Annotated in this window: 14 protein-coding genes; all 14 read right to left on the bottom strand. The window is 30.3% G+C overall.

The window, feature by feature from the left end:
* The 14 genes from T483_RS0124420 to spoIVA all read right to left on the bottom strand — a co-directional run bounded on the left by T483_RS0124420 (nucleotide 1) and on the right by spoIVA (nucleotide 13,592).
* Complete coding sequence (locus tag T483_RS0124420) at nucleotides 1-720, bottom strand: Stp1/IreP family PP2C-type Ser/Thr phosphatase (RefSeq protein WP_026889177.1); 720 nt, start codon at nucleotides 718-720, stop codon at nucleotides 1-3.
* Nucleotides 714-1,766, bottom strand: a complete 1,053-nt coding sequence (gene rlmN, locus T483_RS0124415) for a 23S rRNA (adenine(2503)-C(2))-methyltransferase RlmN (protein WP_026889176.1) — start codon at nucleotides 1,764-1,766, stop codon at nucleotides 714-716. Before rlmN ends, T483_RS0124420 begins: the two co-directional genes overlap by 7 nt.
* Nucleotides 1,767-1,777: 11 nt before the next feature.
* Nucleotides 1,778-3,097, bottom strand: a complete 1,320-nt coding sequence (gene rsmB, locus T483_RS0124410) for a 16S rRNA (cytosine(967)-C(5))-methyltransferase RsmB (RefSeq protein ID WP_026889175.1) — start codon at nucleotides 3,095-3,097, stop codon at nucleotides 1,778-1,780.
* A gap of 15 nt (nucleotides 3,098-3,112) precedes the next feature.
* The gene (locus T483_RS0124405) at nucleotides 3,113-3,805 is read right to left on the bottom strand and encodes a zinc metallopeptidase (RefSeq protein ID WP_026889174.1); all 693 of its coding nucleotides are present in this window, start codon (nucleotides 3,803-3,805) and stop codon (nucleotides 3,113-3,115) included.
* A gap of 15 nt (nucleotides 3,806-3,820) precedes the next feature.
* A complete protein-coding gene (gene fmt, locus T483_RS0124400; RefSeq protein WP_026889173.1) occupies nucleotides 3,821-4,747 on the bottom strand; it encodes a methionyl-tRNA formyltransferase in 927 nt (308 codons plus the stop codon).
* A 22-nt stretch (nucleotides 4,748-4,769) separates the two neighbouring features.
* Complete coding sequence (gene def, locus T483_RS0124395; protein WP_026889172.1) at nucleotides 4,770-5,222, bottom strand: peptide deformylase; 453 nt, start codon at nucleotides 5,220-5,222, stop codon at nucleotides 4,770-4,772.
* Nucleotides 5,223-5,234: 12 nt separating this feature from the next.
* Nucleotides 5,235-7,433, bottom strand: a complete 2,199-nt coding sequence (priA, locus tag T483_RS0124390; protein WP_026889171.1) for a primosomal protein N' — start codon at nucleotides 7,431-7,433, stop codon at nucleotides 5,235-5,237.
* Nucleotides 7,434-7,609: 176 nt separating this feature from the next.
* Nucleotides 7,610-8,794 (bottom strand): bifunctional phosphopantothenoylcysteine decarboxylase/phosphopantothenate--cysteine ligase CoaBC, encoded by a 1,185-nt coding sequence (gene coaBC, locus T483_RS0124385; RefSeq protein ID WP_026889170.1) that lies wholly within the window; start codon nucleotides 8,792-8,794, stop codon nucleotides 7,610-7,612.
* 1 nt (nucleotide 8,795) lies between these two features.
* The gene (gene rpoZ, locus T483_RS0124380; protein ID WP_026889169.1) at nucleotides 8,796-9,014 is read right to left on the bottom strand and encodes a DNA-directed RNA polymerase subunit omega; all 219 of its coding nucleotides are present in this window, start codon (nucleotides 9,012-9,014) and stop codon (nucleotides 8,796-8,798) included.
* Nucleotides 8,995-9,633: a guanylate kinase gene (gene gmk, locus T483_RS0124375; RefSeq protein ID WP_026889168.1), complete on the bottom strand. Its 639-nt coding sequence runs from the start codon at nucleotides 9,631-9,633 to the stop codon at nucleotides 8,995-8,997. The genes rpoZ and gmk overlap by 20 nt, the downstream gene beginning before the upstream one ends.
* Nucleotides 9,633-9,905, bottom strand: coding sequence for an extracellular matrix/biofilm regulator RemA (gene remA, locus T483_RS0124370; protein ID WP_011968480.1), 273 nt, complete (start codon nucleotides 9,903-9,905; stop codon nucleotides 9,633-9,635). Before remA ends, gmk begins: the two co-directional genes overlap by 1 nt.
* A 14-nt stretch (nucleotides 9,906-9,919) precedes the next feature.
* Nucleotides 9,920-10,801, bottom strand: coding sequence for a YicC/YloC family endoribonuclease (locus tag T483_RS0124365; RefSeq protein ID WP_026889167.1), 882 nt, complete (start codon nucleotides 10,799-10,801; stop codon nucleotides 9,920-9,922).
* Nucleotides 10,802-11,242: 441 nt separating this feature from the next.
* Nucleotides 11,243-11,668 (bottom strand): hypothetical protein, encoded by a 426-nt coding sequence (locus T483_RS0124360; protein WP_026889166.1) that lies wholly within the window; start codon nucleotides 11,666-11,668, stop codon nucleotides 11,243-11,245.
* A 445-nt stretch (nucleotides 11,669-12,113) separates the two neighbouring features.
* Entirely contained in the window at nucleotides 12,114-13,592 is a 1,479-nt protein-coding gene (spoIVA, locus tag T483_RS0124355; RefSeq protein ID WP_026889165.1) for a stage IV sporulation protein A, read from the bottom strand.
* Nucleotides 13,593-13,971: the final 379 nt, after the last annotated feature.

The following is a 13,971-nucleotide window of genomic DNA, read 5'->3' as shown; positions in this document are numbered from 1 at the left end:
CTACATCTCTCCTCCAAACAACAATACTGTTATATTATCTCTGCCACCGTTTTTCTTTGCCAAGTATACAAGTTTATTAGCAATATTTACATAACTTTCTTCCTCAGTGACGACTTGTAGAATCTCTTCTTTAGTTAATTCATTTGTCAATCCATCTGAACACAATATGTAAAAATCATATTCACTGTTCTTTAATTGAAATACATCTACATTTACATTAATACTAGTTCCTAATGCTCTCGTAATAATATTCTTCTTAGGGTGATTTTCCGCCTCTTTTTCACTTATACTCCCAATATCAACAAGTTCTTGTACTAAAGAATGATCTTTAGTAATCTTTTTAATCTCATTATTTTTAACTGCAAAACAACAACTATCACCTACATTTGCAACCTGTATAAAATTTTTAGTCATAAAACAGGTTGTAACAGTAGTTCCCATTCCACTTAAATTTTCGCTAGTGTTAGAAAAAGTAAATATATCTTTATTTACTTTTTCTATAGCTTCTACAAGTAAATTTTCTACTCTACTAGAAGAAAATTTTTCTTTTATATAATCAACAATATTCGTTGCAGCCATTTGACTAGCAACTTCTCCCGCATTATGTCCACCCATGCCATCTGCAACTACATAAATCTTAAATTCTTCTTTCTCTAAATACGAAGCAGAGTCTTCATTTAATGTTCGCCTTAACCCAACATCACTAACTAAACCTACCATTTTACTCTCCCCTCTATTTCTTGGGTATTTATGTAACTTCTTCTAAGTTGTCCACATGCTGCATTAATGTCACTTCCCATTTCACGTCTTGTAGTAACTTCTATTCCATGATTTTTTAGTATTTCTGAAAAATCTTCTATCGCCTTTTTTGAAGACCTCTTATATGTATTTTCCTTTATTTCATTTACTGGTATCAAATTAACATGGCAAAGCATACCTTTTAATAATTTACCTAATGCTTTTGCATCCTCTCTGCCATCATTCACGTCTTTCACTAGTGCATACTCAAATGTGATTCTCCTATTAGTCTTACTTATATAATATCTACAAGCTTCTAATATTTCCTCAATGCTATACCTATTAGCTATAGGCATAATCTCTTTTCTCTTATCATCGCTAAATGCATGTAATGATATAGCTACGGTTATGCTGAGCTCCTTATCTGCTAATTCGTATATCTTTGGTACAATTCCACAAGTAGATAATGTTATATGTCTCTGCCCAATATTTAATCCATATTCAGCAGAAACTATTTCTAAAAACTTTATAACATTATTATAATTATCAAGTGGTTCACCACTTCCCATTAATACAATATTAGAAATTCTCTCATTGATATAATCTTGAACAACCATAATTTGCGATAAAATTTCTCCAGTTGTAAGATTTCTAACTTTACCTTCAATTGTAGATGCGCAAAATTTACATCCCATTGCACACCCAACTTGAGTGGATATGCATATGGAATTTCCATGCTTATATCTCATTAGTACAGATTCTATTAAATTTCCATCCGTAAATCCTAACAAGAATTTTTCTGTACCATCTATATTAGATTTATATACTTCTATTATCTTTGGCATGCCTACAAAAAAATTTTCTTTTAGTTTGTGTACTAATGGCTTTGGTATATTCTTCATATCATCGAATTCTTTAACACCTTTATAAATCCATGATAATATTTGTTGACCTCTAAATGCACTTTCACCATTTTCCTTCATCCATGCTTTAAGTTCTTCCAAAGTAAAATCTAGCAAATTGTTCATTTATTCACCTACTATTGTCTTTTTTCTAATTTAGTCACAAAGAATCCATCCATGTTTTCATTTGGCATAATAGTTAGAGAACCATCTCTATTGTATACTAAGTTATCTTGTTTACCAATAAAGATCCTTTTCACGCTACAGTCTTTATGTCTGCTAACAAACCACTCAATATTTTCTTCATTTTCTTCTTTATTTAATGTACAAGTTGAATATATCATTATTCCATCATCTTTTAAATACATCCATGCACATTCCATTATATCTCTTTGAACTTTTATAATTTCTCTTAAATCATTTCTTGTTTTGTTCCATTTTATTTCCGGCTTCTTTCTTATAATTCCAAGTCCTGAGCAAGGAACATCTATTAAAATTCTATCACTAGATGCTATTAAATCTGGGTTTAATTTAGTTGCATCACTTGTATTAACTTCAACATTAGTTATACCTAATCTTTCACAATTTTCTTTTATTAATCCAAGTTTAGACTCATGAAGATCGTAAGCCAATACTTTTCCAGTGTTTTGAAGTATTTCAGCTATATGCGTAGTTTTACCACCAGGTGCACTACACAAATCTGTAACTATCATTCCTTCTTCCAATTCTAATAATGGTGCTATGATCATTGCGCTTTCATCTTGAACTGTGATCTTACCTTCTTGGAATAGTGGATTATTTTCTATAGATTTACCACCTTTTATGCAAATTGCTTCTGGACAAATAGAACCTTCTTCAACCTCATATTCAAGTTCTTCTAATTTTTCAAAAACATCATCATAGTCTGCTTTAATTTCATTTACTCTAACACTTACTTGTGGAACTGCATTTAATCCAGACATTATTTTCTTTGACACATTTTCACCATATTGTTTTATTAAAAGTCTTATCATCCAAGGTTCAAATGAAAACTTATAAGCATATTCATCGATTTTATTCCCTAAAACTTCAATATCATCAGGATTTTTCGTAAAATTTCTAAGTATTCCATTTACTAATTTCGAGTCATTTTCAGATATTTCTTTTGCTTCTTCTACTGCTTCGTTGCAAGCAGCATAACTAGGTATTTTATCCAAAAAGTTCATTTGGTATATTGCTACTCTTAAAATGTTTAAAATATCTTTGTTCATTAACTTAATATCTTTGATAAAGTTTGAAATTATAATGTCTAACGTTTTTTTTCTTCTTAAAACTCCATATACAATTTCAGTTAATAATGCTTTATCTTTATCGCTTAATTCTGATTCATTTAACTCTTTTGCTAATACTATATTAGAGTAAGCCCCTTCATTTAAGACTCTACCTAATATCTTTACTGCTAATTTTCTACAATTCATACGCTACCTCTTTACTTAATCATTTCTTCTATTGCTTATAGCAATTAATCTTATTAATTGTGATACTGCCATTAACGTTGCAGCTACATATGTCATTGCTGCTGCATCTAAAACCTTTTGTGCACTTTTAGTTTCGTCACCATATAATATTCCTCTTGACTTTAATATATTTAAAGCCCTAGTTGATGCATCAAACTCTACTGGTAATGTTATTAGCTGAAAAATCACCACTCCAGAAAATAAAATTATTCCTAGTGTAGTTAATCCCTTAAAGCCTAATAATATCCCAACAAAGAATAACATCCATGATACATTTGAGCCAATATTTACAATTGGCACAATGGAATTTCTTATTACTAATGGAGCATACCTTTCTTTATGCTGCAATGCGTGCCCAACCTCATGGGCAGCTATGCCTGCTGAAGAAATAGATCCACCTGAATATACTTCTGGGGATAGTCTAAGGATTTTACTTGCAGGATCATAATGATCTCCAAGCTTTGAATTTATCAATTCTATTCTAACATCAAACAGCCCAGCTTCATCTAACATCATTCTTGCAACTTGTTGACCAGTATATCCATTTATTGTTCTTACTTGGCTATACTTACTATAAGCACTATTAATTTTGGATTGAGCCCAAAATGAAATTATTATAGCCGGAACTAATAATATCATTGTTGGATCAAAAAACGGATAAAAATGCATTAAACATCAACTCCATTATTGTAAAATTATATTTTTTTCTATTTCATGTCCATTAATATATTGCTCTATTGTCAAAGGCTTACCATTAGGAAACTGTACTCTTTTTATTATGAGAACATCTTCCTTACATGCAACTTTTATTCCATCCTTGCTTACATCTATGATAGTACCAGGTTCTCTGACGCTTTTTTCTTTCAGAACTTCTGTTTCATATATCTTCATTCTTTCCTTATTATAATCAGTGTAAGCAATTGGCCATGGATTTAGTCCTCTAACTAGGTTATGAATCTCTTCAGCACTTTTATTCCAATTTATATTGGCAATATTCTTATCGAGCATCTTGGCATAAAAAGTTTCATCCCCTTGCTTTTCTACAACTATATCTCCTTTAGAAATTCCTTCTATACTTTTTACAAGTAAATCTTCTCCTCTACTCATTAATATATCATGTAATTCACCAGCTGTCATATTATTAGGAATTTCAACTTCATCTTTAAGGATCATATCTCCTGTATCTAACCCAACATCCATAAGCATTGTAGTATTTCCAGACATCTTTTCACCATTTATTATTGCCCAATTTATTGGTGCTGCACCTCTATACATTGGAAGTAATGATGCATGAAGATTTATACATCCATACTTAGGTATATCCAGTACTTCCTTAGTCAAAATTTGTCCAAATGCCACTACTATAATAAAATCTGGTTTTAATTCTTTTAATTTCTCTATTAAATCTCTATCATCTTTTAGCTTTATTGGCTGGTATATTGGGATTTCATGTTTTAATGCTTCTTCTTTAACTGCAGAATACGCCATTTTCTTGCCTCTGCCCTTTGGTTTATCTGGTTGGGTAAGGACAGCAGTAACATTATACTCTTTAATCATTCTTTGCAAAGAAGGAACTGCAAAATCAGGAGTACCCATAAATACTATATTCATTATATTATCCTCCTATCAGTATTTATTTTTTTGAAGCACCCTTGACTCTATCTATAAACAAAGTACCATTTAAATGGTCATATTCATGCAATATAGCTCTCGCAAGTAATTCTTCAGCTTCTATTTCGAATTCTTCTCCCTTTTCATTTAAAGCTCTTGCTCTAACATAATTAGGCCTCATAACTTCTTTTGTTTCTCCTGGTAAACTAAGGCATCCTTCCTCATCTATTTGAGACCCACTTGTTTCTATTATTTCCGGATTAATAAATACTAATGGCCCATCTCCAATATCTACAACAAATAGTCTCTTTAATATTCCAACTTGAGGAGCTGCAAGACCAACACCATCAGCTTCATACATAGTTTCTTTCATATCTTCAATTAATGTTAATAATCTAGCATCTATTTTATCAACTTCTCTACATTTCTTTCTTAATACGTCATCACCATATTTTCTTATATTTCTTAATGCCATTTTGTGTTCCCCCTATGTCATATTATTAGGATTAATATCTATACTAACCCTTATTTCATTATATACACTCTTATTTAATAGATAAAGTGTATCTTTAACTTTTTCACTAAACCCATCATCAAAATTCCCTTTTATTATTATCTGCCATCTATAATTTTCTTTTAACTTAGAAATTATACAAGGAACTGGTCCGAGAATAGTAAGATCATCTACTACTAATTTTTTCAAATCCGCTTCTAAAGTATACATAAATTTTGTTAATTTTTCTTCAAATTTTGAAGATCCAACAATTAATAATATTTTACCAAAAGGAGGATTTCCCATCAACCTTCTAATCTTTATTTCTTCATTAAATAGAGATTCATAATCCTCTTCTTTAGCAAACTTTAAGCTATAATGGTTTGGTGTATAACTTTGAACTATTACCTTACCATCATCTTCACCTCTTCCGGACCTACCTGCGACCTGTGTTATTATTTGATATGTTCTTTCAGATGCTCTATAATCCGGTAAATTTAGAGACATGTCTGCCGCTAAAACTCCAACCAGTGTAACATTCTCGAAATCTAATCCTTTTGATACCATTTGTGTTCCAATTAAAATGTCTGCTTCTCCATTCTTGAAACAATTATAAATAGATTCATGAGAATTCTTATGTCGTGTAGTATCAACGTCCATTCTTATTACTCTTGATTTGGGAAAATATCTTTTCACTTCTAATTCAACTCGTTCTGTTCCTGCACCAAAAAATTTTACATATTTACTATTACATTTTGGGCAAACAGTTTTTGATTTCTCTGCCCTGCCACAGTAATGACATATTAAATATCCATTCTTATGGTATGTCATAGAAACATCGCACTCTGGACATTTAAATACATATCCACAGCTTCTGCACGAAATAAATGTTGAATAACCTCTCCTATTAAGAAATAAAATTATTTGCTTTTTATTTCTTAAAGTTGCCTCTATTTCAGCTAACAGTTTTCTGCTGAACAATGACAAATTTTTATTCTTTAATTCCTCCCTCATATCGACTATTTCCATATGCGGCATTTCTTTTCCATTAGTTCTTTTATGCATTTCTATCAGCTTATATTCGCCTCTAATAGCTTTATAATAACTTTCAACGCTCGGAGTTGCTGATCCTAGAACTAACTTACAGCCTTTAATTTCGCATATGAACTCGCTTACTTCTCTAGTATGATATTTAGGATTATGCTCTGATTTATATGTATTTTCATGTTCTTCATCAATTATAATAAGACCAAGATTTTGAAGTGGTAAAAACAAGGCACTTCGTGCTCCTATAACTAATCTAGCTTTTCCTTCCTTTACCCTATACCACTCATCAAATCTCTCACCATCGCTTAATCTACTATGAAAAAGTGCAACATTTTCACCGAATCGACCTTTAAATCGTTCAATCATTTGAGGCGTTAATGAAATTTCCGGCACTAAAACAACTGTACTTTTATTTTGCCTTAGCATTTCTTCAACTAATCTTATATATACTTCTGTTTTTCCTGACCCCGTAACGCCTTTTACTAAATATTTTTGATTTGAGCCATTTAAAATTGTATCAAGACAATTCTCTTGTTCTTTTGTAAGTATCTTATTACTATCAGTATCATATATCCGAGTGTTGTATCTAAATACTGTTTGTTCTTCTGTTTTTAGTATCCCTTTTTCTATTAACTTATTCAGTAAATATAAAGAAAAACACCCATTGTTTATGATTTCTGTCTTAGTATAAATCCCATTATTGCTAGCTATAAAATCATATAATTTTTTATAATTTTCCTTATCAAACTGATCAGCTTGTATTTCCTCATTCACTAACACTACTTTTTTCTTTTTTTCTCTTAATCCTTTCATGATCCCAACAGGAATCATAAGACGAATCGCATCAATAAATTTGCATAAATACTTACTTCTTAAAAATCTAATTATCTCCATATCATAGCTTGTTAATATAGCATAATCGTCACATATACCTAAAATTTCTTTCACTCTATAATTGAAATTAATTAAATCATCTTCTTGTAATATTGAAAATACAAAGCCTTCTATCGGTCTGCTTTTAGGGCCAAAAGGTACTTTAACTCTAAATCCTACATCTATTTTTTCTTGAAGCTCACTAGGTACTTTGTATGTAAATGGCTTATCTATTTCCAAAGCATCACTATTTATAATTATTTCAGCATACATAATATTTATACCTACCACCTCACATCCAATCTTATATTAATAATGTTCAATATTAGGTAATTAACTTTTCTTATCTAAGGATAACATATCGTAACTGTTTCATACTTATACATATATTTTCATTTATGTATTACATGTATAAGTATTTCCAATATTAATAAAAGAAGCGCAAATTTCTAGCGCTTCTCAAGTATAATATCAAATAAGTTCGTTGCAATTTTTTCTTTGCTCATCTTATCTAAGTAAATTTCCTTACCTTCTTTAGACAAGATTATTACTTTATTATCTTCTGAGGCAAACCCAGTATCACTTGCTGTTATATCGTTTGCTACAATATAATCTAAATTTTTTCTTTGTAGTTTTGACATAGCATTGTCTTTTAACTCTTGACTTTCAGCCGCAAATCCTACCAGAATTTGATTTTTCTTTTTGCTTCCAAGCTCAGCTAGAATATCATTATCTCTAATGAATTCTATACATAGCTCTCCATCGCTTTTCTTTATTTTTTGTGTACTATAATTTTTAGGCTTATAATCTGCAACCGCAGCTGACTTTATTACTATATCTGCTTCATCAAATATATTCGTAACTTCATTTTTCATCTCTTCATTTGTTGAAACATTTATAACAGTTATATCCCTTGGAGCTGCTATGGATGTTGGCCCAGATATTAAAGTCACATTAGCTCCTCTATTTCGTGCTTCCTTCGCTATAGCATAACCCATCTTTCCAGTTGATCTATTTGTAATAAACCTTACAGGATCTACAGGCGCTATAGTCGGCCCTGCTGTTACTACAACATTTTTGTTTAACAAATCCTTATCTTTATTTAATTCCATTAAAACTTTGTCAACAATAATTTCAGGACTTTCAAGTTTACCTTTGCCACTTGTTCCACAGGCAAGTCTACCTTCAGCTGGGTCTATAAATTCATATCCAAACGACTTTAATTTCTTAATGTTTTCTTGGACTATAGGATTCTCATACATATTAGTATTCATTGCAGGCGCAAAAATCACTTTTGCCTTAGTTGCCATGATTGTAGTTGAAAGCATATCATCAGCTATACCATTTGCAACCTTACCTATTATATTAGCTGTAGCAGGTGCTACTAAGAACAAATCTGCTTTTTCTGCTAAGCTTATATGTTGAATTTCCCAAGCTTTAGGTTCTGAAAACATATCACATGTAACCATATTCTGACTTAAAGATTGAAATGATAATGGTGTTACAAATTTAGTAGCTGATTCTGTCATAATTACATTAACATTAATATCCCTTTTAACAAGTAAACTTACAATTTCTAATGCCTTATATACTGCAATTCCGCCACTTACGCCCAACACTAAATTCTTTTTCATCTTACTTAGGACCTTCTTCTAAAATTTCAAATTCAACTGCATCTTGATCTACCTCATTTATTGCAATTGTTAAAGGTTTATTTGATTTTATTGAAATCTGAGGTTCTGCACCTTCTATTATTTGTCTAGCTCTCTTTGATGTTAAAATTACTAAAGAATATCTGTCATGTATCTTTTCTAATAAGTCTACTACTGATGGACTAATCATAGAGTTGTTCATGAATAATTCCCTCCTTTGAATCTAATATACTATCTTTTATTCTATCTACTCTGCATTTTTCAGCTGATATTATAGCCTCTAGCTTTTCTACAGCTATTTCTACTTTATCATTTACTACAGCATAATTATATTTAGAAATAAAATTTATCTCCTTATATGCTGATTTAAATCTTTTCATTAAAGATTCTTGAGTTTCAGTTCCCCTATTAATAATTCTTTGTTTTAATTCTTCCATAGATGGCGGAAGAATGAATACAAAAACACCTTCTCTTGTGTTTTCTTTTACCTTCAATGCACCTTGTATATCTATTTCTAGAATAACATCTTTCCCATCTTCTAACATCTCTTCAACGTTAGATTTTGGTGTACCATAATAATTATCATACACTTCTGCATATTCTAAGAAATCATTACTTTCTATCTTTTCTTCAAACTGCTCTTTTGACATAAAAAAGTAATTAATGCCTTCTACTTCTCCTACTCTTGGAGCTCTTGTAGTAGCTGACACAGACAAAGTAACATCCTCATTCTTTTCCATAAACCTTTTACATATAGTACCTTTCCCAGCACCAGATGGTCCTGATATAACTATTAATAGACCTCTACCTTTAGTAATCATTATTCATCATCCTCATCAACTGCCATATCATCTTTTGTAGATAATCTATGAGCTACTGTTTCAGGTTGAACTGCTGACAAAATAACATGATCACTATCTGTTATTATTACTGCTCTAGTTCTTCTTCCGTAAGTCGCATCTATTAACATACCTCTATCTCTTGCTTCTTGAATAATTCTTTTAATAGGTGCTGATTCAGGACTCACAATTGCAACTAATCTATTAGCAGAGACTATATTCCCAAAGCCTATGTTTATTAACTTTATTCCCATTTTCTACCTCCTAATTATTCAATATTTTGAACTTGTTCTCTTATTTTTTCAATGGTATTTTTTATCTCTATCACTTTGTTGGTCATATTTATATCTGTTGATTTAGATGCTATAGTATTAGCTTCTCTGTTCATTTCTTGAATTATAAAATCCAACTTTCTTCCAATAGGTTCATCTAAATCTAAGGTACTTTTCATTTGGCTTAAATGACTTCTGAGTCTTGTTATCTCCTCATCCACTGATGCCTTATCTGAAAGAATAGCGACTTCTAGAGCTATTCTGCTTTCATCTATATCAACGCCAGATAATAAATCTTCTAATCTTTCTTCAAGTTTCTTCTTGTAATTCTTAGGAATATTGTCAGCTACCGTTTCTATTTCCTCAACATAATTCTCTATAATCTCAATTTTTGATAAAATATCAGCTTTTAATTTTTCGCCTTCTTTGCATCTCATATCATCCATCAAATCTAGAGCTGATTCAATTAGAGGAGATATCTCACTAAAAATACTATCTAAATTATCATCTAATTCTTCTAATGTAATAACATCAGGAAATTTGGCTATTTTAGTTGTAGATATATCATCAATAACGTTCAATTCACTTTGAATCTGTTTTAAACACTTATAATACTCTTCAGCTAATTTCATATTTAGACTTGCTTTTCCAACGCTGTTTCCATAAGTTTTATAATTAATAAAAACATCAACTTTACCTCTATTTAGTCTTTTACTAATTATCCTTCTTATTTTTTCTTCTAAAGCTAACATGGTTCTAGGCATTCTTATATTTATATCTAAATATCTATGATTTACGCTTTTCATCTCTATAGAGAAACATGATTTTTTTCCATCTTCACTTTGAGCCCTTCCAAAGCTAGTCATACTTTTTATCAATTGTACACCTCCTTTTAATCTTCAAATAATTTGGAGTTTATTTAACTAAGTATAATAATAATAAATTCCTATGTCAACATTCTGTTCACAAAATGTTAACATTTATATTAATAAACATTTGCAAGCACAAGTATTTATTAACCACATAAGTTGTGGTAATAAATTTATATTGCTATTTCCCACAAGTAAAACGCTAATAATATAATATTAAAACCTTTAACCCACAACCTATATATAAATACTTTAACCCTTCTAAAAATACTTTTATATTTATAAATAACAAAAGATTACTTAACAATTATTTATTTAAACATTGTTAAGTAATCTCTTTAATATAATTTATTTTTTGGCAGGTCGGCGTATCCTGCATCTCTGATTACTAAAACTAGCGCATGAGGAGCCTTTTCTCACCTCAAAAAATAAAATTTATTTCAAAATTTATTATAATATATTTTCTTTTAATTCATTATCTTCAACTTTTATTAATCTTCCTCTATATATTCTCGCATTCATTTTTGACACTGTTATTGGATACATAGTTGCAACATATATATATTGGTCTTCTAAATCAACTTCTAATCCTAAAAGTAATATAACATTATCAATCTTCTTAACTAATTCAAGAGAGTCACCAGTTGCTCTCTTATAATCTACACCAACATATTGTGGATCTTTGATAACTTTTTCTATAGTATCTATTATATTATCTTTGATTTTTTTTGTGAATTGCCTACCATGTCTTTTTTTTATATGGTTTACAACACCTGGAGAGGCATAAACTATTCTAGGTAAATTAAGCTCTAAGAGCTCACTTATAGAGATTTTAATTTTACCAACTTTCTTATAAGCTTTATACTCTCTTTTCATAATACCCCTCATTTATATCCTTTCTTTTATTATATCCCAGTAGTATGTATTTTTCCACCACTTAAATAAAAAATCATGGTAAAAAAAGTGTTGATTCTATCATTTTATAAACCATAAGGCATACGAAAGAAAATAACGCGACCAAAATGCCATGATTATTTTTCATTAGGCAAGGAAGCAGATTACTCTCATAGCTAGCCTATTAGTGTAATCTACTGACATGAGCAGAGAACCCAAATCTATGATTTGGCGTGAATCGCTTACTCAGTGAGTATAGCGATTCGAGCCTCCACAGTATAATAGAAAATAGGCTTGGCAGATGGGCTTGTTATTTTCTTGATTATACCTAATATGTAGTATCACTAACATAACTAATTTACTTAACTACAATATAAAATCAACACTTTATTAGGATTAAATTATAAAAATCTTTATATCTGATTTTTTAAAGTATTATACAGATTAATCCACCATTACCTTCATTAATAATTTTTTGCAAAGTCTTTTGAATCTTAACTTGAACATCTTCTGGCATTTTATATAACTTGTTTTGTAATCCTTCCTTTACTAACACTTCTAAAGATTTTCCAAACATATTACTTTGCCAAAGAAGAGCTGGATCTGTTTCAAATTGTTCTAAAAGGCCTTTTACTAGTTCTTCAGATTCCTTTTCCGATCCCATTATAGGGCTTATCTCAGTTTTAATATCGCACTTTATGAGATGTAAACTCGGAGCACTTGCCTTTAATTTAACCCCATATTTATTACCTTGTTTAACTATTTCAGGTTCTTCAAACTTCATTTCTGAAAGTTGTGGTGCAACCAATCCATAGCCACTCTCTCTTACATCTTCTAATGCATCTTTAACCTTATCATATTCACATTTTGCATGACTTAAGTCATTTATTATGCTAAGCAAATCGCTTTCTGAACCAACTTCCAAATTACATATCTCACTAAGGACTTTATAGAAAATTCCATCTTTAGGTTTCATGGATATTTTTGCTGTTCCACTACCTAAATCAACTTCATTTATAGTTGCCTTCCCCATAAAGTCTTCATTTTCAAAATCATTTAAACAGTATTTTATGTCTCTTACCTTAGAGACATCTTGGCTCATATTCATAATTATGTTGAAAAAGTCTTTTTTTAACCAATGGTTACATTCTAATTTTTCTAACCATTCAGGCATGTCAATATTTATTTCTTTTATAGGGAATTCCTTAAGTACGTGTTTAAATAAATCTTCAATATCTTGTTCTTCCATATTATAAACATCCATAACTTGAACAGTTACGTTATATTTATCTTCCAACTCTTTTTTCAACGCTTTAGTTTCTTGAGAATTAGGTTTATTAGTATTAAGAACTACAATAAATGGTTTATTTAGCGACTGTAATTCATATATCACTCTCTCTTCTGGTTCTACATAATCATTTCTGTCTATCCCAGTTATACTTCCATCAGTTGTAATTACTAATCCTATTGTTGAATGGTCTTTTATAACTTTTCTTGTCCCAATTTCTGCAGCATCCTCAAAAGGTATTTCATAATCATACCATGGTGTATGAACCATTTTAGTTTCTTCACCATCTAGATATCCTAATGCTCCTTTTACAATATATCCTACACAGTCAACCATCCTTACTTTAAATTTAATTTCATCCCCTAGATTTATTTCTACCGCTTCATTAGGTACGAATTTAGGTTCTGTAGTGTGAATATTTTTTCCAGAACCACTCTGTGGCAACTCATCTTTCGCTCTTTCCTTTTTATAAGTATTATCAATTTTAGGTATTACCATAAGATCCATGAACTTTTTTATAAATGTAGATTTCCCGGTTCTAACTGGTCCTACGACTCCTACATATATGTCCCCTTGGGTTCTATCGGATATATCTTTGTATATGTTAAAATTGTCCACATTTTTTCCCTCCCATATTCTTTTTCCAATATATATATATTCATCCTTTATTTAAAATATACAACTATAATAAATAAAAAAATTTCTAATACAATTCTAATCACTAAATATATGACTAAAATCACATTAAAATTCCTAAAGAATAAAAAAATAATAGACCAGATGTGCAAACATACTGATCTATTATTTTTGTAATGTATATAGATATCATCTTATATATAACATAATTATCTGTCTTTGTTGAATTTCTGTATATAAATCCATACCAGAAATCACATGTATACTTGTGTAAGAATCATCTGAAATTGAGCTTTGAAGGTTCTTAAATTGAGGTTGTCTCACTTACCGCCTGTCATAAACTTGTTTCAGGAATATGCGT

Source organism: Clostridium beijerinckii HUN142 (genome assembly GCF_000621745.1).
Taxonomy (GTDB): domain Bacteria; phylum Bacillota; class Clostridia; order Clostridiales; family Clostridiaceae; genus Clostridium; species Clostridium beijerinckii_A.
This window is presented reverse-complemented; position numbering and strand designations above follow the sequence as displayed.

Excerpts from the sequence above, each read along its gene's own strand:
- T483_RS0124420 (WP_026889177.1), bottom strand. The coding sequence starts at position 720 with ATGGTAGGTTTAGTTAGTGATGTTGGGTTAAGGCGAACATTAAATGAA.
- rlmN (WP_026889176.1), bottom strand. The coding sequence starts at position 1,766 with ATGAACAATTTGCTAGATTTTACTTTGGAAGAACTTAAAGCATGGATG.
- rsmB (WP_026889175.1), bottom strand. The coding sequence starts at position 3,097 with ATGAATTGTAGAAAATTAGCAGTAAAGATATTAGGTAGAGTCTTAAAT.
- T483_RS0124405 (WP_026889174.1), bottom strand. The coding sequence starts at position 3,805 with ATGCATTTTTATCCGTTTTTTGATCCAACAATGATATTATTAGTTCCG.
- fmt (WP_026889173.1), bottom strand. The coding sequence starts at position 4,747 with ATGAATATAGTATTTATGGGTACTCCTGATTTTGCAGTTCCTTCTTTG.
- def (WP_026889172.1), bottom strand. The coding sequence starts at position 5,222 with ATGGCATTAAGAAATATAAGAAAATATGGTGATGACGTATTAAGAAAG.
- priA (WP_026889171.1), bottom strand. The coding sequence starts at position 7,433 with ATGTATGCTGAAATAATTATAAATAGTGATGCTTTGGAAATAGATAAG.
- coaBC (WP_026889170.1), bottom strand. The coding sequence starts at position 8,794 with ATGAAAAAGAATTTAGTGTTGGGCGTAAGTGGCGGAATTGCAGTATAT.
- rpoZ (WP_026889169.1), bottom strand. The coding sequence starts at position 9,014 with ATGAACAACTCTATGATTAGTCCATCAGTAGTAGACTTATTAGAAAAG.
- gmk (WP_026889168.1), bottom strand. The coding sequence starts at position 9,633 with ATGATTACTAAAGGTAGAGGTCTATTAATAGTTATATCAGGACCATCT.
- remA (WP_011968480.1), bottom strand. The coding sequence starts at position 9,905 with ATGGGAATAAAGTTAATAAACATAGGCTTTGGGAATATAGTCTCTGCT.
- T483_RS0124360 (WP_026889166.1), bottom strand. The coding sequence starts at position 11,668 with ATGAAAAGAGAGTATAAAGCTTATAAGAAAGTTGGTAAAATTAAAATC.